22 protein-coding genes are annotated in these 22,639 nt (G+C 71.4%); 17 read left to right on the top strand and 5 right to left on the bottom strand.

Annotated features, from left to right (window positions below; genetic code table 11):
* Positions 1–67: 67 nt before the first annotated feature.
* Positions 68–904 carry a hypothetical protein gene (locus tag ACFC1J_RS09105; RefSeq protein ID WP_375904564.1) on the bottom strand — a complete coding sequence of 279 codons (837 nt, stop codon included), beginning with the start codon at positions 902–904 and terminating at the stop codon, positions 68–70.
* A gap of 196 nt (positions 905–1,100) precedes the next feature.
* Between ACFC1J_RS09105 and ACFC1J_RS09100 the strand changes: the two genes are divergently transcribed.
* The 11 genes from ACFC1J_RS09100 to ACFC1J_RS09050 all read left to right on the top strand — a co-directional run bounded on the left by ACFC1J_RS09100 (position 1,101) and on the right by ACFC1J_RS09050 (position 11,522).
* Positions 1,101–2,387 carry an adenylosuccinate synthase gene (locus ACFC1J_RS09100; protein ID WP_375904562.1) on the top strand — a complete coding sequence of 429 codons (1,287 nt, stop codon included), beginning with the start codon at positions 1,101–1,103 and terminating at the stop codon, positions 2,385–2,387.
* Positions 2,388–2,507: 120 nt separating this feature from the next.
* Complete coding sequence (locus ACFC1J_RS09095; protein WP_375904560.1) at positions 2,508–3,668, top strand: lactonase family protein; 1,161 nt, start codon at positions 2,508–2,510, stop codon at positions 3,666–3,668.
* Positions 3,669–3,813: 145 nt separating this feature from the next.
* Entirely contained in the window at positions 3,814–4,428 is a 615-nt protein-coding gene (locus tag ACFC1J_RS09090) for a hypothetical protein (RefSeq protein WP_375904558.1), read from the top strand.
* A gap of 103 nt (positions 4,429–4,531) precedes the next feature.
* Positions 4,532–5,950 carry a dihydrolipoyl dehydrogenase family protein gene (locus ACFC1J_RS09085; RefSeq protein WP_375904556.1) on the top strand — a complete coding sequence of 473 codons (1,419 nt, stop codon included), beginning with the start codon at positions 4,532–4,534 and terminating at the stop codon, positions 5,948–5,950.
* A 133-nt stretch (positions 5,951–6,083) separates the two neighbouring features.
* The gene (locus tag ACFC1J_RS09080; RefSeq protein WP_375904554.1) at positions 6,084–6,416 is read left to right on the top strand and encodes a DUF427 domain-containing protein; all 333 of its coding nucleotides are present in this window, start codon (positions 6,084–6,086) and stop codon (positions 6,414–6,416) included.
* Between the two features lie 14 nt (positions 6,417–6,430).
* On the top strand, positions 6,431–7,318 hold the full coding sequence (locus tag ACFC1J_RS09075) for an ABC transporter ATP-binding protein (protein WP_375904552.1): 888 nt from the start codon (positions 6,431–6,433) through the stop codon (positions 7,316–7,318).
* A gap of 1 nt (position 7,319) precedes the next feature.
* Positions 7,320–8,021: an ABC transporter permease gene (locus ACFC1J_RS09070; RefSeq protein ID WP_375904550.1), complete on the top strand. Its 702-nt coding sequence runs from the start codon at positions 7,320–7,322 to the stop codon at positions 8,019–8,021.
* On the top strand, positions 8,018–8,752 hold the full coding sequence (locus ACFC1J_RS09065) for an ABC transporter permease (RefSeq protein WP_375904548.1): 735 nt from the start codon (positions 8,018–8,020) through the stop codon (positions 8,750–8,752). The genes ACFC1J_RS09070 and ACFC1J_RS09065 overlap by 4 nt, the downstream gene beginning before the upstream one ends.
* 71 nt (positions 8,753–8,823) lie before the next feature.
* A complete protein-coding gene (locus tag ACFC1J_RS09060; RefSeq protein WP_375904546.1) occupies positions 8,824–9,741 on the top strand; it encodes an ABC transporter substrate-binding protein in 918 nt (305 codons plus the stop codon).
* A 110-nt stretch (positions 9,742–9,851) separates the two neighbouring features.
* On the top strand, positions 9,852–10,721 hold the full coding sequence (locus tag ACFC1J_RS09055; RefSeq protein WP_375904544.1) for a LysR family transcriptional regulator: 870 nt from the start codon (positions 9,852–9,854) through the stop codon (positions 10,719–10,721).
* 99 nt (positions 10,722–10,820) lie between these two features.
* A complete protein-coding gene (locus ACFC1J_RS09050; protein WP_375904542.1) occupies positions 10,821–11,522 on the top strand; it encodes a type 1 glutamine amidotransferase domain-containing protein in 702 nt (233 codons plus the stop codon).
* Between the two features lie 101 nt (positions 11,523–11,623).
* Here the strand turns inward: ACFC1J_RS09050 and ACFC1J_RS09045 are convergent, their stop codons facing one another.
* A complete protein-coding gene (locus tag ACFC1J_RS09045; RefSeq protein ID WP_375904540.1) occupies positions 11,624–12,400 on the bottom strand; it encodes an alpha/beta hydrolase in 777 nt (258 codons plus the stop codon).
* 157 nt (positions 12,401–12,557) lie between these two features.
* On the bottom strand, positions 12,558–14,006 hold the full coding sequence (locus ACFC1J_RS09040; protein ID WP_375904538.1) for a gamma-aminobutyraldehyde dehydrogenase: 1,449 nt from the start codon (positions 14,004–14,006) through the stop codon (positions 12,558–12,560).
* A 100-nt stretch (positions 14,007–14,106) separates the two neighbouring features.
* Here ACFC1J_RS09040 and ACFC1J_RS09035 point away from each other — a divergent pair, with 100 nt between their 5' ends.
* The 4 genes from ACFC1J_RS09035 to ACFC1J_RS09020 all read left to right on the top strand — a co-directional run bounded on the left by ACFC1J_RS09035 (position 14,107) and on the right by ACFC1J_RS09020 (position 16,980).
* On the top strand, positions 14,107–14,574 hold the full coding sequence (locus ACFC1J_RS09035) for an Lrp/AsnC family transcriptional regulator (protein ID WP_375904536.1): 468 nt from the start codon (positions 14,107–14,109) through the stop codon (positions 14,572–14,574).
* A gap of 113 nt (positions 14,575–14,687) precedes the next feature.
* Positions 14,688–16,082, top strand: coding sequence for an NAD(P)/FAD-dependent oxidoreductase (locus tag ACFC1J_RS09030; protein WP_375904534.1), 1,395 nt, complete (start codon positions 14,688–14,690; stop codon positions 16,080–16,082).
* Positions 16,079–16,423: a cupin domain-containing protein gene (locus ACFC1J_RS09025; protein WP_375904532.1), complete on the top strand. Its 345-nt coding sequence runs from the start codon at positions 16,079–16,081 to the stop codon at positions 16,421–16,423. Before ACFC1J_RS09030 ends, ACFC1J_RS09025 begins: the two co-directional genes overlap by 4 nt.
* A gap of 146 nt (positions 16,424–16,569) precedes the next feature.
* Entirely contained in the window at positions 16,570–16,980 is a 411-nt protein-coding gene (locus ACFC1J_RS09020; RefSeq protein WP_375904530.1) for a VOC family protein, read from the top strand.
* 29 nt (positions 16,981–17,009) lie between these two features.
* Here the strand turns inward: ACFC1J_RS09020 and ACFC1J_RS09015 are convergent, their stop codons facing one another.
* On the bottom strand, positions 17,010–18,683 hold the full coding sequence (locus ACFC1J_RS09015) for a PucR family transcriptional regulator ligand-binding domain-containing protein (RefSeq protein WP_375904528.1): 1,674 nt from the start codon (positions 18,681–18,683) through the stop codon (positions 17,010–17,012).
* Positions 18,684–18,908: 225 nt separating this feature from the next.
* Between ACFC1J_RS09015 and ACFC1J_RS09010 the strand changes: the two genes are divergently transcribed.
* Positions 18,909–20,408: a CoA-acylating methylmalonate-semialdehyde dehydrogenase gene (locus ACFC1J_RS09010; RefSeq protein WP_375904526.1), complete on the top strand. Its 1,500-nt coding sequence runs from the start codon at positions 18,909–18,911 to the stop codon at positions 20,406–20,408.
* A gap of 21 nt (positions 20,409–20,429) precedes the next feature.
* Positions 20,430–21,833 carry an aspartate aminotransferase family protein gene (locus ACFC1J_RS09005; protein ID WP_375904524.1) on the top strand — a complete coding sequence of 468 codons (1,404 nt, stop codon included), beginning with the start codon at positions 20,430–20,432 and terminating at the stop codon, positions 21,831–21,833.
* A 159-nt stretch (positions 21,834–21,992) separates the two neighbouring features.
* Here the strand turns inward: ACFC1J_RS09005 and ACFC1J_RS09000 are convergent, their stop codons facing one another.
* Positions 21,993–22,616 (bottom strand): histidine phosphatase family protein, encoded by a 624-nt coding sequence (locus ACFC1J_RS09000; RefSeq protein ID WP_375904522.1) that lies wholly within the window; start codon positions 22,614–22,616, stop codon positions 21,993–21,995.
* Positions 22,617–22,639: the final 23 nt, after the last annotated feature.

Here is a 22,639-nt window from a genome sequence, read left to right as displayed (position 1 = left end):
CGACGACCGCCATCCCTCGCCGAGATCCCGCCACGACGGGGCCCGGCGCGGCGGCCCCCGTCGGCGCTCAGAGAGCGCTGCGGCGGGCGTGGATGGCGGTGCCCGCGGTGCCGTCCGAGTAGGCGACCGTGATCACGGGGTCGCCCAGGTCGATCAGCGATCCGCCGACCGTGAGCGTCGCGCGGCCGGACTCGTCGAAGGTCACGGATCCGGTGGGCGAGGATCCGTAGCTCACGGACGCCGTCGCGCCCGGCTCTCCGGAGAGCGACAGGGTGTCGCTCGAGAAGATCCTGATGCCGAGCAAGCCGATCGTGGAGTTCCGCGTCAGGCCGGCGAAGGCGAGCGGCTTCGGCGCGGCGGGCGCCGGGGGCGGTCCCGAAGGCGCTCCGGGGCCGGACGGCGCGGAGGCGCCGGACGGCGTGCCGGGCTCGGCGACCGGGGTGCCCGGCGTCGTGCCGTCGCCGGTCGAGGGAGGCGCGAGCTGTTCGTCGGCCGGCGTCGCGGGTGCGGGTGTCATGGGTGCCGTCGGCTGCGCGGTCGGGTCGGTGCGGGGAAGGGGGCCGGGGGAGCCGCCGCCCTCGCCGAGCAGGGCGTTCGCCGGATTCCGGGTGCCGGCGTCGACCGAGATGTCCGAGGTCGGGGTCCCCGTGCGGTCGGTCGGGGCATTCCGAAGTCCCAGTATGAGCGTGCCCGCTGCCGCACAGAGCAGGACCACGGCCGCTCCGCCGGCGAGCAGGAGGGTCCTCTGCCGGCCGAGGCCCCGGGATCCGGCTCCGGCGTGCGCGACCGGTGCCGCCGCGGGCAGGACCGCCGTGGGCTGCTGCTCGAGCCGGGCGGCGCGACGCGAGGACCCCGCGGGCGGTGCGCCCTGGGTCGCGGATCCGGGATCCGTCTCCTGCGTCATGTCCTCATCCCGTTCGGCGGTGCGCCCCGGCGGGGCGTGCGCCTCACGATATCCGAACGTCCGTCCGCCCCGGCTGCCCCGCGGTCCGTCCATCCCCTCCGATAGACTGGCTCCGCCCGATCGGGCCAGCTCATCAGCCGGTGCAAACCCGGCGAAAGCACGGCGGCCACCGGCCGCACCCAAGGGGGATGCACCCATGCCAGGAATCGTGATCGTCGGCGTCCAGTGGGGCGACGAGGGCAAGGGCAAGGCCACGGATCTGCTCGGCGAGCGCACCGACTGGGTCGTCAAGTTCAACGGCGGCAACAATGCGGGGCACACGGTCGTCGTCGGCGATGAGAAGTACGCCCTGCACCTGCTGCCCTCCGGCATCCTCTCGCCCGGCGTCACCCCCGTGATCGGCAACGGCGTCGTGATCGACCTCGAGGTGCTGTTCCACGAGCTCGAGGCCCTGGGATCCCGCGGCATCGACACCTCGCGCCTCAAGGTGAGCGCCAACGCGCACATCATCACCCAGTACCACCGCACGCTCGACAAGGTCACCGAGCGCTTCCTCGGCAAGCGCATGATCGGCACCACCGGCCGCGGCATCGGCCCGGCCTATGCCGACAAGATCAACCGCGTGGGGATCCGCGTGCAGGACCTCTTCGACGAGAACATCCTGCGCCAGAAGGTCGAGGGCGCCCTTGACCAGAAGAACCACCTGCTGGTCAAGGTCTTCAACCGCCGTGCCATCACGTGCGACGAGATCGTGGAAGACCTGCTCTCGTACGCCGAGCGGCTGCGTCCGATGGTCGCCGACACCGGCCACCTGCTCGACGACGCGCTGCAGCGCGGCGAGGTCGTCGTGTTCGAGGGCGGCCAGGCCACCATGCTCGACGTCGACCACGGCACCTACCCGTTCGTGACGTCCTCCTCGGCGACCGCCGGAGGCGCGGCGACCGGATCCGGCGTCGGCCCCGGCCGTCTGGACCGCATCGTCGGCATCGTGAAGGCGTACACGACGCGGGTCGGATCCGGTCCGTTCCCCACCGAGCTCTTCGACGAGCAGGGCGACTGGCTGCGCGCACGCGGCTTCGAGTTCGGCACCACCACCGGGCGTCCGCGCCGGGTGGGCTGGTACGACGCACCGATCACCCGCTACGCGACCCGCGTGAACGGCATCACCGATCTCGTCCTCACCAAGCTCGACATCCTCGACGGGCTTGACCAGATCCCGGTGTGCGTCGCCTACGACGTCGACGGCGTGCGCTTTGACGACGTGCCGGTGAACCAGAGCGACTTCCACCACACGAAGCCGATCCTGGAGTACTTCCCGGGCTGGCAGGAGGACATCTCCTCCGCGCGCACGTTCGAGGAACTGCCGAAGAACGCGCAGGACTACGTGCTCGCGCTGGAGAAGATGAGCGGCACCCGCATCTCGGTGATCGGCGTCGGCCCGGAGCGCGACCAGGTCGTCGTGCGCCACGACCTCGTCGACTGACGCCTGCGGGGCGGTCCGCGTGCCGAGTGCACGGGATGCTGCCGAGCGCACAGGCTATCGGCGTGTATGTCCCGTGCACTCGGCAGCAGGGCGTGCACCCGACGAGAGAGTGAGGATGCGATGACGCGATTCTGGGTCGGCGGCTACGGCGTCGATATGGGTGGGCATGCCGACGGCATCGGGATGCTGGCGGTGGATGAGGGACACGGGCCGACCACGCTCGCGTACCGCGGCGCCGTCGCTCCTGCTCCGTCGCCGTCCTGGCTCGCGCAGCATCCGACGCTCGACGTCGTCTATGCGGCGCTCGAGGGATCCGGGGAGGTCGCCGCGTTCGCGCGCACGGGCGAGAACGCCCTCCGCCCGTTCGGGCGGCCGATCGCAGCGGGGCAGTCCGTGTGCCACCTCACGGTCGCGCCCGACGGGCGCTTCCTCGTGGCGAGCTGCTACGGCGACGGCCGGGTGGTGCGGATCGGGCTGGGCGCGGACGGCGGCCTCGTCCCCGGTGCGCGCGACAAGGCGGCAGAGCTGCGGGCGGCGCTGTTCGGCGACCGCGACGCCGAGGAGCGCGAGGGAGCCGACGAGTCCCAGGACCGTGCGGATCCGATGGCCGCCGAGGACCCCTATGCCGGGGATCCGAACCGCCTGGATCCGAACGGGGATCCTCGCGTCTCGCACGCGCACGCCGCGGCGTTCCTGCCCGACGGCCGGATCGCGACGACCGACCTCGGCTACGACCTCGTGCGGATCTGGCGTGCGTCGGCGAGCTCAGCAACCGGTTCGGGCGCGCTGACGCTCGATCACGAGGTGGTGCTGCCGCGCGGATCCGGTCCTCGGCACATGGTCGTGCACCCCAGCGGGCACCTGCATGTGGTGACCGAGTACTCGTGCGAGCTGTTCACGCTGGCCGCCGACCGCGAGGGCCGCTGGGGCCTGGTCTCCGGTGTTCCGGTCTCCGCGATCGTGACGCCGGGCCACGACTATCCGGCCGAGCTCAGCCGCTCCCGCGACGGCGAGACGCTCTACGCCGGGGTGCGCGGCAGCAACACGATCGCCGCACTCCGCGTGCGCGGATCCGGCGAGCGGGTCGAGCCCCTCGCTCTCGCCGACACCGGCGTGGACTGGCCGCGCCACCACCTCGTGCACGACGGCGCGCTGCTCGTCGCGGGCCAGCGCTCGGACGAGATCAGCGTGCTCGACCTCGACGACCGCACCGGCGCCCCCGGTCGCGTCCGGCACCGCACTCCCGCCCCCGCGCCGACGCACCTGCTGCTGGTGCGCTGAGCCGGGTCGCGGCGCTCCGCAACGCAACTCCGCAGGATCTTTGCAACTCCGCAGGTGATCTCGACCCGGATCCTCCTGCGGAGTTGCAGATCTCCTGCCGAACGGACGCCCAGACCGTTCTCCTCCACGCCCTAGACTCCCGGCTATGACCCCTCCGTCCTCGGCGTCCGTCGGCCAGGTCGTGGTGCTCGTCGAGCGCTGGCCGGATCCGGTTCCACCGGCGGAGCTGCCGCTGCGGGGTGCGATGCGCCCCGGCGCCAGGGCGGTGTTCGTGGTGCTGCTCGTGCTCGCGACGGTCGTGGGTGCGGGCTCGATCGTCCCGCTCTGGACGATGACGACCCCCGGCGTCTGGTTCTCGCTCCTCTTCACCGTGTTCATCGCGGTCCTCGTCGTCGTGCTCTGGGCGGTCTTCATCGGCTCCCTGGTGCACAGCGCCGAGCGCGTCCGCGCCCACGCGCGCTGGCGTCGAGCGGCCGGCCGCATCGAGCGGCTCGACGGCACGGTCCGTGCGCGCACGGTGTCGACGATCGAGGACGGCGGCGTCGACCGCTTCGAGCTCGCGGTCGACACCGCCGCGGGACCGCTCCTCGCGACGTGGGAGCGCGCGACGGCGCGGTCGCCGATGCTCCTCCAGACGCAGGTGCCCGGGGTCGGCGCGCGGGCGCGGGTCTGGCGCATCAGGGATGCGGATGCCGACGCTCCGCTCGTGATCGAGGTCAGGGATCCGTCGGTGGTGACGCCCGCGGCGGATCCCGCCTGACGATTCCTCAGGAATCCCCGCCGGATCCCGGCTGTTCTGGAAGGGTGGACGAGGTCGGGGGGCGCTGTGCCCTGCGACCACCCGTGATCGAGAGGCGGATCGCATGACCGACGAATACGACCTGATCGTGCTGGGCGGAGGCCCGGTGGGAGAGAACGTGGCCGACCGCGCGGTGCAGGCCGGGCTCACCGTGGTGATCGTGGAGAGCGAACTCGTCGGCGGCGAATGCTCCTACTGGGCGTGCATGCCGTCGAAGGCGCTGCTGCGCTCGCCGCAGGCCCTGCGGGCGGCGCGGCATGTGGGAGGCGCGGCCGAGGCGATCACGGGCGATCTCGACGTGCGCGCGGTGCTCGACCGGCGCGACTCCTTCACGAGCCATTGGAAGGACGACGGCCAGGTGGCCTGGCTCGACTCCGCCGGAATCGACCTCGTGCGGGGCCACGGGCGCCTGAGCGGCGAGCGGAAGGTCGCCGTCACCACGCCCGAGGGCGGCGTGCGCACCCTCACCGCCCGGCACGCGGTCGCGGTCAGCACCGGATCCGACGCCGCGATCCCGCCGATCCCCGGCCTTCACGAGGCGAACCCGTGGACGAGTCGCGAGGCCACGAGCGCCGAGGAGATCCCGGCGTCGCTGGTCGTGATCGGCGGCGGCGTGGTCGCGGTCGAGATGGCCACCGCGTACGCCTCGCTCGGCGCGGAGGTCACGGTCCTCGCCCGCAGCGGCCTGCTCGGATCCGTCGAGCCGTTCGCGGGGGAGTTCGTCGCCGAGGGGCTCCGTGCGCTCGGCGTCGACGTGCGCACGGGCGTCGCGACGAAGAGCGTCTCGCGGGATGCCGAAGGGGTGACCGTGACCACGGACGGCGGCGACGTGCGCGCCGCCGAGATCCTCGTCGCGACCGGACGCACGCCCCGCAGCGGCGACATCGGCCTGGAGACCGTGGGGCTCCCCGCGGGCCGCTCGATCCGCACCGACGACACCCTGCGCGTGCCCGGCGTGGACTGGCTCTACGCGGTCGGCGACGTGAACGGCCGGGTGCTCCTCACGCACCAGGGCAAGTACCAGGCCCGCGCCGCGGGCGACGTGATCGCCGCGCGGGCGAAGGGCGAGCCCGTCGACGACGACCGCTGGGGCCGCCACGTCGCGACGGCCGACCATGTCGCGGTGCCGCAGGTCGTCTTCGGCGAGCCCGAGGTCGCCGCCGTCGGCGTCACCGCTGCGGCAGCACGCGAGGCCGGCCATCGCATCAGGGAGGTCGAGGCCGAGTTCTCCTCGGTCTCCGGCGCCGCGCTGCACGCCGACGGCTACACGGGCCGCGCCCACATGGTCGTCGACGAGGACCGGCAGGTGCTGCTCGGGGTGACGATGGTCGGGCCCGACGTCGCCGAGCTCATCCACGCCGCAGCGATCGCGGTCGCCGGAGAGGTCCCGCTCGCCCGGCTCTGGCACGCGGTGCCGTCGTATCCGACGATGAGCGAGGTCTGGCTGCGTCTCCTGGAGGCCTACGGCCGCGCGTCGGCCTGACGGCCTCAGGGAATCCGAAGGACGGCATGGCTGTTCCCGATGTCGGAGGCCCCGCGTACTGTCGGTAAGGCGCCGTGTCGCCACGCCGCAGCCGAGAAGAAGCGAGTCGCATCGATTCCCCGGAGGGACGAGCATGCAAGCAGTATTCGAAGGAACCGTCATCGCGAACGCCGATGACGCCGATGTGGTGGTCATCGAGGGCGACCGGTACTTCCCGCCGACCTCGATCACGGAGGGTGTGCTGCGGGCCGGCTCCACCTCCGACTCGCCCTCGGGGCAGGGCGAGCGCCAGTCCTACGCGATCCGGGTGGGCGAGCAGGACCACGAGGATCTGGCCTGGGCCCCCCTCCATCCGTCTCCGGAGGCCATCGAGCACGCCGGCGTCGACTTCTCCTGGTGCGTCGCATTCGCCCCGGCCGTGACGGTGCGCCAGGGCGTCGTTCCGCAGGAGGGGGCGCTCCCCTGAGGGGCGGACCGCCGATGATCGAATTCCGCTCCGTCACCAAGACCTTCCCCGACGGCACCTGTGCCGTCGACGACTTCAGCCTGGTCATCCCCGCCCGGAAGACCACCGTCCTGGTCGGCTCGTCCGGATCCGGCAAGACCACGCTGCTCCGCATGATCAACCGCATGGTCGAGCCCACCTCCGGCGCCGTCGAGATCGACGGCGAGAGCGTGCTGGACAAGGATCCCGTGGCACTGCGCCGCAGCATCGGCTACGTGATGCAGAACTCGGGGCTGATGCCGCACTTCACCGTGATCGACAACGTCGCCACGGTGCTGCGCCTCAACGGGGTCCCCCGCCGCGACGCGCACGTCCGCGCGCGGGAGCTGCTCGACACCGTCGGGCTGGACCAAGCCCTCGCCGACCGCTATCCCAGCCAGCTCTCGGGCGGGCAGCAGCAGCGCGTCGGCGTCGCGCGAGGGCTCGCCGCGGATCCGAACATCCTGCTCATGGACGAGCCCTTCGGGGCGGTGGATCCCATCGTGCGCACGGAGCTGCAGCAGGAGCTGCTGCGCCTGCAGCGCGAGCTCGACAAGACCGTGGTGTTCGTCACGCACGACATCGAGGAGGCCTTCCTGCTCGGCGATCAGATCGTGATCCTGGACCGGTCGGCCCGTGTCGTGCAGAAGGGGACCCCCGAGGACATCCTCTCCGCCCCGGCCGACGACTTCGTCGCGGCGTTCGTCGGCGCCGACCGCGGAAAGCGCGCGCTGCACCTGAAGCAGACGCCGCACGGCACGCTGATCGTCGACGCCGACGGCCGCGCCCAGGGCACCCTCGTGCAGTCCCCGGCCTCGCTGCTGGACGCGCATCCGCCGAGGGCGGCGGACGAGGTCTCCGTCGACGCAGGGGCCGTCGACTGACATGACCTGGATCATCGACAATCTCGGGCTCATCCTCGATCTGACCGCAACGCATCTGCGGCAGAGCCTGATCGCGCTCGTGCTCGGGGTGGTCGTCTCGGTGCCGCTGGGCTGGATCGCCTGGCGGTTCCGGCTGGTGCGCGGTCCGATCATCGTGCTCACCGGCCTGCTCTACACGATCCCCTCGCTGGCGCTGCTGATGCTGATGCCGGCCCTGTTCGGCTATCGGGCGACGCTCGAGCCGAACCTGGTCGCGGCGCTCACGATCTACAACATCGCGATCCTGGTGCGTTCGGTCGCCGACGGGCTCGACTCGGTCGATGCCGACGTCCGCCGGGCGGCGACCGCGATGGGCTACGGATCCGGTCGCCGGTTCTGGACCGTCGAGCTGCCCCTCGCCGGGCCCGTGATCCTCGCGGGCATCCGCGTGGCCGCGGTCAGCACGATCGCGCTCGCGACAGTCGGAACGCTGATCGGCGTCACGAACCTCGGCTATCTCTTCACCAACGGGCTGGATCGCCGGCTCATCGAGGAGGTCTTCGCGGGCGTGCTCGCGGTGGTCGTCCTCGCGCTCATCGTCGACCTGCTGCTGGTGCTGCTGGGGCGCGTGCTCATGCCGTGGCAGCGGGCGCCGAAGCGGGCCGTGGTCGGCTCCAGGCCGGCCGTCGTCACGGGAGGCGCCGCCACGGGAGGTGCCGCATGAACCTCTTCGTCGATGCGATCCGCTGGCTACTCGATCCCGCTCAGTGGACGGGCACCTACGCGCTGCCCAACCTGCTCGGCCAGCACCTGCTCTACACGGTGCTGTCCGTGGCCCTCGCGGCGGTCATCGCCGTGCCCGCCGGGTGGATCATCGGCCACACCGGGCGTGGCAGGGAGATCGCCGTGGCGATCTCGGGTGCGGCCCGCGCGATCCCCTCGTTCGGCCTGCTGATCCTGCTCGTGCTGCTGTTCGGCGTGCTGCAGGTCCCCGCCGCGGCCCTGGTGACGTTCGTGCTGCTCGCGATCCCCTCGCTGCTCGCGGGCGCCTACACCGGCATCGAGGCGATCGACCCCCGGGTCCTCGATGCGGCCAAGGCGATGGGCATGACGCCGTGGCAGGTGTTCTGGAAGGTCGAGTTCCGGCTCGGCCTGCCCCTGCTCATCGGCGGGCTCCGCGCCGCGACCCTGCAGGTGATCGCCACCGTCACGATCGCCGCCTGGGTGAACCTGGGCGGGCTGGGGTTCCCGATCATCCAGGGCATCCAGCTGAACCAGTTCGATCAGGTGCTCGCGGGCGCGCTCCTCGTGGCCGTCCTCGCCCTGCTCGCCGATCTCCTCTTCGCGCTCGCGCAGCGCGCCGCCGTGCCCGCCGGAGTGCGGGCCTCGGGCGGCGGGCGCACCGAGGGCGAACCCCGTCGCCGCGCCCGCGCGCTCCGCGCTGCCCGCAGCTGACCACGTCCGTCGTCCCGCAATCGCAGAACACACAGATCGCCAAGAACACAGATCGCCAAGAGAGGAACACCATGTTCACCGCTCGCATCACCCGGATCGCCGCCGCAGCAACGGCCGCGGTCGCCGTCGCGCTCACGCTGAGCGCCTGCGGATCCAGCAACCCGCTCGACAAGCCGAGCGAGAGCAGCGGATCCGGATCCTCCGACACGATCGTGATCGGATCCCAGGCCTACTACTCGAACGAGATCATCGCCGAGATCTACGCGCAGGCGCTCGAGAAGGACGGCATGACCGTCAAGCGCCAATTCAACATCGGGCAGCGCGACGCGTACATGCCCGACGTGAAGTCCGGTGCGATCAGCCTGTTCCCCGAGTACACCGGCAACCTGCTCGAGTACCTGGGCGGCAAGGCCGACACGAACAGCCCCGACGACGTCTATGCGGCGCTCAAGAAGACCCTGCCGGAGGGCCTCGTCGCGCTCGACTACGCCAAGGCTGCGGATCAGGACACCTACACGGTGCTCAAGTCCAACGCCGACAAGTTCGGTCTCGACTCCATCGCCGACCTTTCCAAGATGACCGGCACGGTCACCGTGGGTGGTGCGCCCGAGTTCGAGAAGCGTCCCTACGGCCCCGCCGCGGCGAAGACCGACTACGGCGTCGACCTGGCGTTCTCGGCGACCGGGCAGACGACGCTCGAGGCGCTGCGCGCCGGCACGGTGCAGGTCGCCGACATCTACTCGGCCGACCCCGCGTTCGAGAAGGGCGACCTGGTCGCCCTCAAGGATCCGAAGAACATGATCCTGTCCTCGAACGTCGTGCCGATCGCGAGCGCGACCGTCTCGGACCAGATCGCCAAGGCGATCAACGCCGTCAGCGCCAAGCTGACCACGGAAGAGCTCGTCAAGCTCAACGTGCAGAGCACGGTCGACAAGAAGCAGGCCGCCGAGATCGCCAAGGCCTGGCTCGCCGCGCAGGGCCTGAGCTGACGCTCGGTCTCTGATCAGAACGGCCCCGGGATCCGATCCCGGGGCCGTTCCGTGGTTCAGGGGCAGGGGCCGGGGCCGCGGCCCCTCCGGTGCCGCGTACAGTGGCGGAGGTGAGCGCTCCCAGTCTCGACCACCTGCGCACCTTCGTCACGGTGCATCGGACCGGATCGATCACCCGGGCGGCACAGCTGCTCGGGCTCTCGCAGGCGACGGTCTCCGCGCACGTGCAGGCGGTCGAGGCGGTCGTGGGGTCTCCGATGTTCGAGCGCGGACGCGACGGGGTGACGACGACCCCGAAGGGTCTCGAACTGGCGCGCCAGGTGGCGGCGCACCTCGATGCCATCGAGGACGCCGTGTCGCCCCCGGGGCTCGTCGGCGACACGGAGCGAGCAGTGCACGTGGGCGGTCCCGCGGAGATCCTGTCGCTCATGGTCGTCCCGCGGATCGCCGAGCTGATCGCGGCGGCGAACGCGCCGATCCGGGTGACGTTCGGTCTCGCGCAGGAACTGCTCGGCGCGCTCACGAGCGGTGCGCTCGACGTGGTCGTGAGCGCCGTGCCGCCGCAGCGCGAGGGCGTCACGGCGGTGCCGTTCTATGACGAGGAGTTCGTGCTCGTCGCCGCGGCGACCTGGGAGGGCTGCGATCCCGAGGCGGTCCCCATCGTCGCCTATGCCGAGAACCTGCCCATCGTGCGACGGTACTGGCGCAGCGTCTTCGGCCGCGCACCCTCCGCGCTGAAGGTCGCGGCGGTGATCCCCGACCTCCGCGGAATACGGGAGGCCGTGCTCGGAGGGGTCGGGATGTCGGTGCTGCCCGCGTACATGGTCGAGGACGACCTGCGCGCCGGCGGTCTGATCGCTCTCGACGAGCCCGAGGTCGCCCCGTTGAACACCCTCTACCTCGCGACGCGCAGCGGAGACGCGGAGCGGCATCTGGCGATCGCCGCCGTCGCAGAGGCCTTGCGGCGGCTCATCTCCTGACCTCCGACCGGGCACCCCGGATTCTCGATGGCTGCCTTCGATTCCCCGATGCCGCGGCCGCGACGCGCCGAGGAGCATGGACCTGTCGAAAGGACCCACATGTCGAAGATCCTCATGGTCGTGACCGCGGCCGATTCCCTCACTCTCGCCGACGGGTCGGCGCACCCCACGGGCTTCTGGGCGGAAGAGCTCGTCGTCGCCCATCGCGAACTCACCGCCGCCGGCCACGACGTCGTGATCGCGACGCCTGCCGGTCGCGTCCCGCCGGTCGATCCGGGATCCCTGAGCGCCGAGGTCGTCGGGGATGCGGCGCGGGCCGAGGAGTTCCGCGCCTACCTCGACGCCATCCGCGCCGAGCTCGATCACCCGGCCACTCTGGGCGACCTCTCCGCGGCGGACTTCGCGGCCGTCGTGCTGCCCGGCGGGCACGGCCCGATGGCCGACCTCGCCGTCGACGAGGACCTGGGCCGCATCCTCCTCGAGGCGGATGCGGATGAGCTCCCGATCGCGCCGTTCTGCCACGGGCCGGCGGGACTGCTCAGCGCGACGACGGCCGACGGCGGATTCGCCTTCGCCGGACGCACGCTCACGGCCTTCAGCGACGAGGAGGAGGCGAGCGGGGGTCTCGGCGAGAACACGCCGTGGCTCGTCGCGGCGACACTGCGAGAGCGCGGCGCCGTCGTCGAGAACGCCGCACCGTGGACCTCGCACGTCGTCCGCGACGGAAACCTCATCTCCGGTCAGAACCCGCAGTCGAGCGATGCGGTGACCAAGGCGCTGATCGAGGTCCTCGGCGACTGAGCGCCGCGCGGAGACGAAACGCGGTGTTCTGGCGAGAGCGCCGCGTTTCGTCTCGCTCGACCTTCGGCCGTGCTCGCTCGACGACCCCGGAGGCGCGGGGGCTACCCGAGATGCCGCGCGAAGAACCGCCCGGCATCCTCCCCGGCGTGCGCCGGAACGCCCGTGTGCCCGCCGAGGTTGGCCTGCAGGGTCTTCTCGGCGGATCCGAACGCGTCGAACACGTCGAGCGACCGCTGCCGGTCGTTGCCCTCGTCGTCCCACTGCAGGAGCAGGTGCAGCGGGATGGTGACCCGCCGCGCCTCGTCCAGGATGCGCAGCGGCACGTAGCTGCCGGCGAACAGGCCGGCGGCCACGATCCGCGGATCGACCAGGGCGAGCCGGATGCCGATCGCGAGCACACCGCCCGAGTAGGCGACGGGGCCGCCGATCTCCGGGAGGGCGAGCATCGCATCGAGTGCGGCCTGCCATTCGGGCACGGTCTCGTCGACGAGCGGGAGCACCAGGCGGTCGATCACGTCCTCGCTCGGGCGCGCGCCGGCGTCGAGCGCCCGCATCAGGTCGGCGCGAGCGCTCTCCAGCCCGGGAATCGGCGGTCGTGTGCCGTTGCCGGGCATCTCGATCGCCACGGAGGCGAAGCCGAGCTCGGCGGCGGCGCGGGCGCGCCCCTCCAGGCGCGGACGCATCCGGGCGAGGCCCGGCCCGCTGGGATGCCCGAGCAGGATCAGGGGGACGGGATGGTCGGCGGAGGCGGATCCCGGCGTCCAGAGGATGCCGTCGATGCCGTCCAGCGCGAAGTCGCGCTCGACGATGCCGTCGAGCGGTGGCTGAGAAGCGGTGCGCTTCTCAGCGGTGAAGATCAGTTCGGGGGTGATGTTCATGGTCGTGCCTTTCGGGAGTGCGCTTGTACGGCGCTCCCGGACGACCTATCGCCCGACCGTGACCCCGAGGAGGAGCACCCACGTCGAATCGTTCATGGGTATCACCTCCTCTTCTCAGGCCAGCACGGCGTAGGAGACAGTAGCACTCGCGCCGCCGTCAGTCGAGCGCGCTCATCACGTGCTTGATGCGCGTGTAGTCGTCGAACCCGTACTGCGACAGATCCTTGCCGTAGCCGGAGTGCTTGAAACCGCCGTGCGGCATGTCCGACACGAACGGGATGTGCGTGTTGATCCAGACGCAGCCGAAGTCCAGATCCCGCGAGAAGCGCAGCGAGCGGGTGTGGTCCTTCGTCCACACCGACGCGGCCAGCGCGTAGGGCACGTCGTTCGCGAAGCCGAGGGCCTCGTCGTCGTCCTCGAAGGACTGCACGGTCAGCAGCGGTCCGAAGATCTCGCTCTGCACGGCCTCGTCGTCCTGGCGCATGCCGGAGACGATCGTCGGCTCGAAGAAGTAGCCGACGTCGCCCTGCCGCCTGCCGCCGGTCTCGACCTTCGCGTGCGTGGGGAGGCGGTCGACGAAGCCCTGCACCTGGGCGAGCTGCGCGGCGCTCGAGAGCGGCCCGAAGAACACGCCCTCCTCGTGCGGGGCCCCGGTGCGGGCGTGCGTGCGCACCCGCTCGACGAGGGCCTTCACGAGAGCGTCGTGCACCGAGGCGTGCACGATCACGCGCGTCGCGGCGGTGCAGTCCTGCCCGGCGTTGAAGAACGCGCCGGTCACGATGCCCTCCGCGGCCTTCTCGATCGACGCGTCGGGGAACACGATGGCGGGGGCCTTGCCGCCGAGCTCGAGGTGCACGCGCTTCACGTCGGCCGCGGCGGACTCGGCGACGGCCATGCCGGCCCGGACGGATCCGGTGATCGCGACCATCTGCGGCGTCTTGTGGGCGACGAGCGCCGCGCCGGTGCTGCGGTCGCCGAGCACGACGTTCAGCGTTCCCGCGGGCGTGTGCTCGGCGACGATCTCCGCGAGCAGCAGCGTCGTGAGCGGAGTGGCCTCGGCGGGCTTCAGCACCACGGTGTTGCCGGCGGCCAGCGCGGGCGCGATCTTCCACACGGCCATGTTCAGCGGGTAGTTCCACGGGGTGACCTGGCCGATCACGCCGATCGGCTCGCGCCGCACGTACGAGGTGTGCCCCGCCAGGTACTCCGCGGCGGCGCGGCCCTCGAGGCTCCGCGCGGCGCCTGCGAAGAAGCGCAGCTGGTCGACCGACTGGTCGATCTCGTCGGCGACGAGGTTCGCGCGGGGCTTGCCGGTGTCCTGCGACTCCAGGTCGGCGAACTCCTCCGCGCGTGCGGCCATCGCGTCGGCGATCCGGAACAGCGCGAGCTGACGCGCGGCAGGAGTGGTGTCGCGCCAGAGCGGGAAGGCGGCGGCCGCTGCGGCGTAGGCGGCGTCGACGTCGCCCTGATCCGAGATCGGCGCCTGGCCGTACACCTGCTCCGTGACCGGGTCGATGAGGTCCATGCGGCCTTCGCCGCGGGCGGCGACGGCGCGGCCGCCGATGAAGTTCTGCAACAGTGCTGTGTCAGCCAGGGTGCTCTGCATGGTGAAAAGAATAGGTGAGAACCGACGAAATCGGAAGAAATCGGGATCAAATTCTGCGAAATCAGTTGCAGAGTGCCGTCGGGGATGTCAAGATCGTCACATGAGCGACAAGCCGAAGGTTCCGGTGCTGGACGACGTCTCGAAGCGGATCATCGAACTGCTGCAGGAGGACGGTCGTCGACCCTACGCCGAGATCGGCCGCGCCGTGGGGCTCAGCGAGGCCGCCGTGCGCCAGCGCGTGCAGCGTCTCACCGACAGCGGCGTGGTGCAGATCGTCGCGGTGACCGATCCTCGCCAACTCGGATTCTCCCGCATGGCGATGCTGGGCATCCGCGTCGACGGCGATCCGCGTGTCGCCGCCGAGGCGATCGCGAATATTCCTGAGATCGCATATGTCAATGTGGTCCTCGGATCCTTCGACATCCTCGCCGAGGCCATCTGCGAGAGCGACGAGGATCTGCTCGAGCTGATCGCGACCCGGATCCGCACCATCGAAGGCGTCTCGCACACCGAGTGCTTCCTCTATGCGGGGCTCCACAAGGACCTCTACAACTGGGGCACGCGCTGATCCGCTGAGCCCGTCGCTCTCCCGAACCCGGCCGCACCGCGGCACCCGGGGCGCTGCGTCGCGCCCGCGGCCCGAACCCCACGAACCACCCCTCTCCCGGACAAGGAATCATCATGGGAACGACCGTCTTCGAACGACGGCAGCCGAGCGCCTCGGTCATCGAGCGCTCCCTCGAGAACACCGTTCATGCCGCCTTCTGGCTCGACGACGTCGAGCGCCCCTCCTACCCGACGCTGTCGGGGGAGGTGCGCGCCGACCTCGCGATCGTCGGTGGCGGGTATGCGGGACTGTGGACCGCGATCCGCGCCAAGGAGCGCGACCCGCAGCGCACCGTCGTGCTGCTCGAGGCCAACCGGGTGGGCTGGGCGGCATCGGGCCGCAACGGCGGGTTCTGCGAGGCGAGCCTCACGCATGGTGAGGAGAACGGCCTCAACCGCTGGCCGGACGAGATGGCGCAGCTGGAGCGCCTCGGGCTGGAGAACCTCGACGGCATCCAGGACACGGTCGAGCGCTACGGCATGGACGTGGACTGGGAGCGCACGGGCCAGATGGCCGTGGCCGTCGAACCGCATCAGATTGAATGGATGGAGGGCGACGACTTCCTCGACGAGGCCGCCGTGCAGGCCGAGGTCGCCTCGCCCACCTACCTCGCCGGATCCTGGGACCGCACCGGATGCGCGATGGTGCATCCGGCCAAGCTCGTCTTCGAGCTCGCCAGGGTCGCCACCGAGCTCGGCGTGCGGATCTTCGAGCGCACCCGCGTCACGGGTATCAGCGGCAAGGGCGCACAGACCCTGACGGCCGAGAACGGCTCGGTGGTGGCGGACCAGGTCGCGCTCGCCACGAACGTGTTCCCCTCGCTGCTCAAGCGCAACCGGCTCATGACCGTGCCCGTCTACGACTACGCGCTCATGACCGAGCCGCTCACGGCCGAGCAGTACGACGCGATCGGCTGGAAGAACCGCCAGGGCCTGGCCGACAGCGCGAACCAGTTCCACTACTACCGGCTGAGCGCCGACAACCGGATCCTGTTCGGCGGCTACGACGCGGTCTACCACTTCGGGGGCAAGGTGCGCGAGGAGTACGAGGAGCGGCCGGAGAGCTTCCGGAGGCTCGCGTCGCACTTCTTCACCACGTTCCCGCAGCTCGAGGGGCTGCGCTTCACGCACCGCTGGGCCGGCGCGATCGACTCGTGCAGCCGGTTCTGCGCGTTCTTCGGCACCGCGCGGGGCGGCCGGGTCGCATACGCCACCGGCTTCACCGGCCTCGGCGTGGGAGCGACCCGGTTCGCCGCCGACGTCATGCTCGACGAACTCGCGGGCCTCACCACGGAGCGCACCCGACTGGAGATGGTGCGCGCGAAACCGATCCCGTTCCCGCCCGAGCCGGCGGCCTCGATCGGCGTCAACCTCGTGCGCGCGGCGATGAACCAGGCCGACCACAACCGGGGCCGGCGCAACCTCTTCCTGAAGGCGCTCGACGCCGTCGGCATGGGGTTCGACTCGTGACCGCCCTGCCCGCGGCCGGCACCGCGGTGGCCGACCTCATCCTCGTGCACGAGCCGCTGCCCGCGGACGAGGTCGTGTCCGGGGCTCCCACCACCGCGATCGCTGTGATCGACGACACCGGCGACCGCGAGATCGGCGTCTGGGAGATGACCCCGGGGGTCGCGACAGACACCGAGGCCGACGAGCTGTTCGTGGTGCTGTCGGGGCGTGCGACGATCGCGTTCGAGGATCCGTCGCTGCCGGATCTCGAGGTCGGGCCGGGTTCCGTCGTGCGTCTCGCCGACGGCATGCGGACCACCTGGACGGTGACCGAGACCCTGCGCAAGGTGTACATCGCCTGACTCGTCCGGGAGGCCTTCTCTGACGGCGGGTGCGGGATTAGACTCAGCGCGGGGACCTCATCCGCACGCCCAGGTGGCGCGGCGTTGTGCTACCGACGCGGGGATGACAACCCCCTGGGCTGGGGCTCATCATGTTCGAGAAACTCATGGCGACGGCTGTCCTTCCGGTGACGGACCTCGATCGCGCCAAGCGATGGTGGCACGACGTGCTCGATCGCGACCCGATCTACACGGACGCCGAATCGGAGAACCTGTTCTACGACGTCGGCGGCGCGGTCGTGCTGGTGTATCGCACCGACTTCGCGGGCACGGCGAAGAACACCGCGCTCAACCTCGTGACCGACGACATCGACCGGGACGTGGCGGCGCTGCGCGAACGCGGGGTCGAGTTCCACGAGTACGACTTCCCGGGGTTGAAGACCGTCGACGGGATCGCGGATCTGGGAGGCGAGCGCGGTGCGTGGTTCAGCGACACCGAGGACAACATCATCGCGATCGGCGAACCGTCGCCCGAGATGATGGAGCGCGTGATGGGCGGGGCGCGCGCGGCCGGCTGAGTCGAGGCGCGGGCGGCGACCTCGGTCCGTCACCGCCCGTGGGCGAGCAGCGCCAGGTGCAGGGCCGACAGCGTCTCGCCGTCGTCGAGATCGGCGCCGAGCAGATCCGCGATGAGGGCGAGGCGCTGGTAGAACACCGAGCGGGACAGGTGCGAGGCACTCGCCGCCGCCGTGCGATTGCCGGGGTGCGCCACCACGGCGCGCAGCACCCGGAGCAGGTCGCCGTCCGTGGCGTCGTCGTGGCGGATGAGCGGTGCGAGCAGCCGTGCGCTGTGCTCCTGGAGCCGGTGATCGCCGCTGAGCTCGGCGGCGAGGCGGGCGAGGGGGCGGTCGGCGACGCGCAGCACGGACCCGGGCGCGGCCTGACGGGCGAGGCGGCGCACGACGGGGATCGCGGCGAGCAGCTCCGCCGTCGTCGCGGCGGGATCGCTGACGGCACCGGATCCGATCGTGTCCAGGAACGGCTCCGGGAGCCGGGATCCTGCGGGGAGCGAGAGGAGCAGGATCCGCTCGGATCCGACCTCGGCGGTCAGGGTGCGGGCCTCACCCGTCGAGGGCGGGCTCGGATCCGCGACGATCTGCACAGCCTGCGACGAATCGCGGACGATCTGGCCGGATCCGTGTGCGGATCGTCGCGTCGTGTGCAGATCGTCGCGGGCCGGGGCCGGCGGGGACGACGCCGCCGACACGGCCACGTGCAGCGCGCGCCCGTGCACCGGGAACCCCGACGCCTCCAGGCGCGCCTCGACGTTGGTGACCGTCACGTACCGCTCGCCGAGCAGGGCGGCGATCAGCCCCTCCGCCCGCAGCCGGGCCCAGGCGCCCTCGCCGTCCGCGAGCCGTGACAGCGCGAGCGCCGTGGCGGCCTGCTCGAGCACCGTCGCGGGACCCGCCGGGTGCGGCGGACCGGGCAACGCGATCAGCTCTCCCCAGCGCGTGCCGCGGGCGGCGACCGGCACGCGGGTCCACTCCGGCGGCAGGCGGCGCGATCGCCCCGCCCAGCCGGCGAGGACCTCCGCCTCGGCGAGGTCGAACGGATCGGCGACCACGACCTCGTGCGCGAGATCCTCCAGTACGACCGGTGCGCGCAGCGCGCGTGCGGTCTCCCGGACGACCACCTCGACCGGTGCTCCGCGCAGACTCAGGCCGGTGAACAGCTCGTGCAGCCGCTGCCGCTCCTGCAGCGCCTCGACCTGGCCCGCGATGATGCGGCGGTGCACCTCCTCGGTGACCGCGACGAACTTCACCTCGCGGTCGAGGGTCACGAGCGCGAGGTCTCGCGCGCGGCACGCGGCGACGAGGGGCGGCGGCACCACGGCGAACCGCGTGCCGAGCTCCAGCACGATGCCGGCGAGGCCGGCGTCGGCCAGCTCATCGACGAGCCGGGCGAGGGCGTCGGCGGCGCCCGGCCAGCCGGCGCCCGTGGTGAGCAGCAGCTCCCCGCCGTCGAGCAGGGCGGCGACCCGCTCGCTGTCGGACACGTGCACCCAGCGCACCGGCACGTCGACGGATCCGGTCAGCACCTCGGGGATCCCCGCCTGCAGCGAGGCGACCTCGAGTGCGTCGGCGACCGTCGGGAGCGCGGGGTCGCCCTTCGCGGGGTCCTGAGCGGGCGAAGGGGGGCGCCGGGCGCTCCCGTCGCGTGGACGCCGGTCCGGACGATCTGTCCGATCAGCGGTGAAGTCCAGACGATCTGCGGCCACGGATCCATCCTCCCCTTTGCCAGCATGAGAGGGCAAGCCCGCGGACGCGTCCGATCAGAGTGTCCGACCCGGCCGCTGAGCTTCACGAGAAACCACTTCCTGCATGAGAAACCACGCCTGCCGTGGTGTTTCATGCCGGATCTGGTTTCTCGCGCATCCGCCCGCAACCGCCGCGCCGATCCGCCGCCCGCAACCGCCGCCCGACCACTCCCCGAGGAGCCCATCGTGACCCTGATCCCGCATTTCGTGAACGGCGCCGAGATCGCTGAGGCCGAGCGCACCGGCCCGGTGTACAACCCCGCGACCGGCGAGGCCCACCGCACGGTGGCGTTCGCGAGCGCCGCCGAGGTCGAGCAGGCTATCGCGGCGGCCAAGGCCGCGCTGCCGGCCTGGCGTGCGACGAGCCTCATCAAGCGTGCCGACGTGTTCTTCCGCCTCCGTCAGATCCTCGCCGAGCGGACGCCCGAGCTCGCCGCGATCGTCACGAGCGAGCACGGGAAGGTGCTCTCCGACGCGGCCGGCGAGGTATCCCGCGGCATCGAGAACGTGGAGTTCGCCGCCGGCCTCGTGCACCTGCTCAAGGGCGAGCGCGCCGAGCAGGTCGCGCGCGGCGTCGACGTGCACTCGGTCAAGCAGCCGGTCGGCGTCGTCGCCTGCATCACCCCCTTCAACTTCCCCGTGATGGTGCCGCTGTGGATGGTCGCCTCCGCGATCGCGTGCGGCAACACCGTCGTGCTGAAGCCGAGCGAGAAGGACCCCTCCGCGGCGATCTGGCTCGCGAAGGCCTTCCAGGAGGCCGGGCTCCCCGACGGCGTGCTCAACGTCGTCAACGGCGACAAGGTCGCGGTCGACACCCTGCTCGACGCGCCCGATGTCAAGGCCGTGAGCTTCGTCGGATCCACTCCGATCGCGACCTCGATCTACGAGCGGGCCTCGGCGAACGGCAAGCGCGTGCAGGCCCTCGGCGGTGCCAAGAACCACATGGTCGTCATGCCGGACGCCGACATCGACGGCGCCGCGGCCGCGGCAGTCTCCGCGGCCTACGGCTCGGCCGGCGAGCGCTGCATGGCAGTCTCCGTGCTGGTCGCCGTGGGCGAGATCGCGGATCCGCTGATCGCGTCGATCACCGAGAAGGTGCAGAACCTGCGCATCGGTGACGGCACCGACGCTGCGAGCGAGATGGGGCCGCTCATCACGCGCGAGCACCGCGACCGCGTCGAGTCGTACGTCACGGGTGCCGAGGCCGAGGGCGCCACGGTGCTCATCGACGGCACGAAGCGCATCGCCGCCGGCGAGCGTCTCGACGAGAACGGCTTCTTCACCGGCATCAGCCTGATCGACGGCGTGAAGCCCGGCATGAAGCTCTACGAGGACGAGATCTTCGGCCCGGTGCTCGGCGTCGTCCGCGTCGACAGCTACGCGGAGGCCGTGGAGCTCGTCAACGCCCACCAGTTCGGCAACGGCGTCGCGATCTTCACCCGCGACGGGGGCACCGCCCGCCAGTTCGAGTTCGACATCGAGGTCGGCATGGTCGGCGTCAACGTGCCGATCCCCGTCCCCGTGGGGGCGTTCTCGTTCGGCGGCTGGAAGGCGTCGCTCTTCGGCGACTCGCACATCTACGGCCCCGAGTCGGTCCACTTCTACACGCGCTCCAAGGTCGTCACCACGCGCTGGCCCGACAACACGCCGGCGCAGGTCGACCTGGGCTTCCCGAGCAACCACTGACGCGGAAAAGGATCCGAGACCATGAGCACCCTCACCGACACCGCTCGCTTCACCGACCGGCACGGCGCCGTGCACGCGCTGCCCGACGCCGAGGCGGAGGCGCAGGTGCGCGCGGACGACCGCGCGCACGTGTTCCACTCCTGGAGCGCACAGGCGCTCATCGACCCCGTCCCCGTCGCCGCGGGCGAGGGATCCACGTTCTGGGACTACCAGGGCAACGCCTACCTCGACTTCTCGAGCCAGCTGGTCAACCTCAACCTGGGCCATCAGCAGCCCGATCTCGTCGCCGCCATCCAGCAGCAGGCGGGTCGCCTTGCGACCATCCAGCCGTCGATCGCGAACGACGTGCGCGGCGAGCTGGCCCGGCTCATCGCCGAGGTCGCCCCTGAGGGCATGGAGAAGGTGTTCTTCACGAACGGCGGCGCCGACGCGAACGAGTACGCGGTGCGCATGGCGCGCACCGCGACCGGGCGCCGCAAGGTGCTGTCGATGTACCGCAGCTATCACGGCTCCACGGCGACGGCGATCTCGCTGACCGGCGACCCGCGGCGCTGGGCGAACGACTCGGTCGACAACGGCACCGTGCGATTCTTCGGCCCGTACCTGTACCGCACCGCGTTCCACTCGACGACGCTCGCCGAGGAGTCGCAGCGCGCGCTCGAGCACCTCGAGCAGACCATCCGGCTCGAGGGGCCGAACACCATCGCCGCGATCATCATCGAGACGGTCGTGGGGACCAACGGCGTGCTCGTGCCGCCGCCGGGCTACCTGCAGGGCGTGCGCGACCTGTGCGACCGGTACGGCATCGTGTACATCGCGGACGAGGTCATGGTCGGCTTCGGCCGCCTCGGCGAGTGGTTCGGCATCGACGCGTTCGACGCGAAGCCCGACCTCATCACCTTCGCGAAAGGCGTGAACTCGGGCTACGTGCCGCTCGGCGGCGTCGTGATCTCCGACCGGATCGCCGCGGCGTTCGACGACGTCTCCTTCGCGGGCGGCCTCACGTACTCGGGCCACCCGCTGGCCTGCGCGGCCGGCGTCGCGACCTTCGAGGTGTTCCGCCGCGACGGGATCCTGGAGCGCGTGCGCGACCTCGGATCCCGGATCGTGGAGCCGACGCTCCGCGCCTGGACCGAGAAGCACCCGAGCATCGGCGAGGTGCGCGGACAGGGCCTGTTCTGGGCCGTCGAGCTCGTGCGCTCGAAGGAGACCCGCGAGCCGCTCGTGCCGTTCAACGCGGCAGGGGCCGACGCGGCGCCGATGGGCGCGTTCGCCGCGGCCGCGAAGAAGGGCGGCGTCTGGCCGTTCACGCACTTCAACCGCATGCACGTCGCGCCGCCCCTCGTGATCACCGAGGACGAGCTGGTCCGCGGTCTCGCCGTGCTCGACGAGGCGCTCGACGTCGCGGACTCCTACACCGACTGACCCGCGCGCAGACTGCTCCGGATCCCGTCCCCTCGTGGGGGCGGGATCCGTGGCGTTCAGGTCGCGGAATCTGTCGTTCAGACGCGGTTTCAGCGGCGTTTTCTGCGACCTGAACGGGGAGAGTGCGACGGGGGAGAGCGCGACGGATGAGCGCCGCTGTCAGACCGCGACGGGATCCGGATCCGCGACGCGGTCGACCCGCCAGCCGTCGTCGAGGCGGTGCACGGTGGAGACCGACAGGTTCTCGGGGCCGGTGGCGAGGTGCTCGAGGTCGGCGCCGAGCCCGTGCAGCAGGGTCAGGATCGTGATGCCGCTGGTCACCACGAGCACTTCCGATCCGGCGCCGGCGACGTCGTGCAGCGCCGCGGTCGCGCGCCGGGCGACGTCCGCGGGCGCTTCGGCGAGCGGATCCCTCGCGGCGAGGGCCTCCAGCGTCGCGATGAACGGGGTGTCCGCCGCCGCGTGCGCCTGCATGAGCCGGAAGAATTTGCGGGCGCGCACCGCCTCGAGCCGCCCGAAGCACAGCTCCCGCCACCGGGGATCCGATTGCGCCTGCAGGTCGGATCCGGACGCGTCGAGAAGCCGGGCCGCGGTCTCGCGGTGCCGGATGCCGTCGCCCGAGAACGCGGCGTCGAACCGGATCCCGGCCGCGGCCAGGTCGAATCCGCGCGCCGTCGCCTGCTCGCGGCCGAGCGCGGTGAGCGGCGCATCGGACCAGCCCTGCATCCGCTCCGCCTCGTCCAGCATGCTCTGCCCGTGCCGCACCACCCAGATCCGCGTCATGGTTTCAGCCTAGGCAGGTGCGG

This window comes from Microbacterium sp. NPDC056052, from assembly GCF_042266785.1.
In the GTDB taxonomy this organism is placed as follows: Bacteria; Actinomycetota; Actinomycetes; order Actinomycetales; family Microbacteriaceae; genus Microbacterium.
Note: the sequence above shows the minus strand (reverse complement) of the source record. Positions and strands in the feature narration are given on the sequence as shown.

What these genes read in the sequence shown, in the direction of transcription:
- ACFC1J_RS09000 (WP_375904522.1), bottom strand. Translation starts at nt 22,616, where the DNA reads ATGACGCGGATCTGGGTGGTGCGGCACGGGCAGAGCATGCTGGACGAG.
- ACFC1J_RS09005 (WP_375904524.1), top strand. Translation starts at nt 20,430, where the DNA reads ATGAGCACCCTCACCGACACCGCTCGCTTCACCGACCGGCACGGCGCC.
- ACFC1J_RS09065 (WP_375904548.1), top strand. Translation starts at nt 8,018, where the DNA reads ATGAACCTCTTCGTCGATGCGATCCGCTGGCTACTCGATCCCGCTCAG.
- ACFC1J_RS09070 (WP_375904550.1), top strand. Translation starts at nt 7,320, where the DNA reads ATGACCTGGATCATCGACAATCTCGGGCTCATCCTCGATCTGACCGCA.
- ACFC1J_RS09100 (WP_375904562.1), top strand. Translation starts at nt 1,101, where the DNA reads ATGCCAGGAATCGTGATCGTCGGCGTCCAGTGGGGCGACGAGGGCAAG.
- ACFC1J_RS09095 (WP_375904560.1), top strand. Translation starts at nt 2,508, where the DNA reads ATGACGCGATTCTGGGTCGGCGGCTACGGCGTCGATATGGGTGGGCAT.
- ACFC1J_RS09035 (WP_375904536.1), top strand. Translation starts at nt 14,107, where the DNA reads ATGAGCGACAAGCCGAAGGTTCCGGTGCTGGACGACGTCTCGAAGCGG.
- ACFC1J_RS09030 (WP_375904534.1), top strand. Translation starts at nt 14,688, where the DNA reads ATGGGAACGACCGTCTTCGAACGACGGCAGCCGAGCGCCTCGGTCATC.
- ACFC1J_RS09060 (WP_375904546.1), top strand. Translation starts at nt 8,824, where the DNA reads ATGTTCACCGCTCGCATCACCCGGATCGCCGCCGCAGCAACGGCCGCG.
- ACFC1J_RS09040 (WP_375904538.1), bottom strand. Translation starts at nt 14,006, where the DNA reads ATGCAGAGCACCCTGGCTGACACAGCACTGTTGCAGAACTTCATCGGC.
- ACFC1J_RS09105 (WP_375904564.1), bottom strand. Translation starts at nt 904, where the DNA reads ATGACGCAGGAGACGGATCCCGGATCCGCGACCCAGGGCGCACCGCCC.
- ACFC1J_RS09020 (WP_375904530.1), top strand. Translation starts at nt 16,570, where the DNA reads ATGGCGACGGCTGTCCTTCCGGTGACGGACCTCGATCGCGCCAAGCGA.
- ACFC1J_RS09050 (WP_375904542.1), top strand. Translation starts at nt 10,821, where the DNA reads ATGTCGAAGATCCTCATGGTCGTGACCGCGGCCGATTCCCTCACTCTC.
- ACFC1J_RS09085 (WP_375904556.1), top strand. Translation starts at nt 4,532, where the DNA reads ATGACCGACGAATACGACCTGATCGTGCTGGGCGGAGGCCCGGTGGGA.
- ACFC1J_RS09045 (WP_375904540.1), bottom strand. Translation starts at nt 12,400, where the DNA reads ATGAACATCACCCCCGAACTGATCTTCACCGCTGAGAAGCGCACCGCT.
- ACFC1J_RS09080 (WP_375904554.1), top strand. Translation starts at nt 6,084, where the DNA reads ATGCAAGCAGTATTCGAAGGAACCGTCATCGCGAACGCCGATGACGCC.
- ACFC1J_RS09075 (WP_375904552.1), top strand. Translation starts at nt 6,431, where the DNA reads ATGATCGAATTCCGCTCCGTCACCAAGACCTTCCCCGACGGCACCTGT.
- ACFC1J_RS09090 (WP_375904558.1), top strand. Translation starts at nt 3,814, where the DNA reads ATGACCCCTCCGTCCTCGGCGTCCGTCGGCCAGGTCGTGGTGCTCGTC.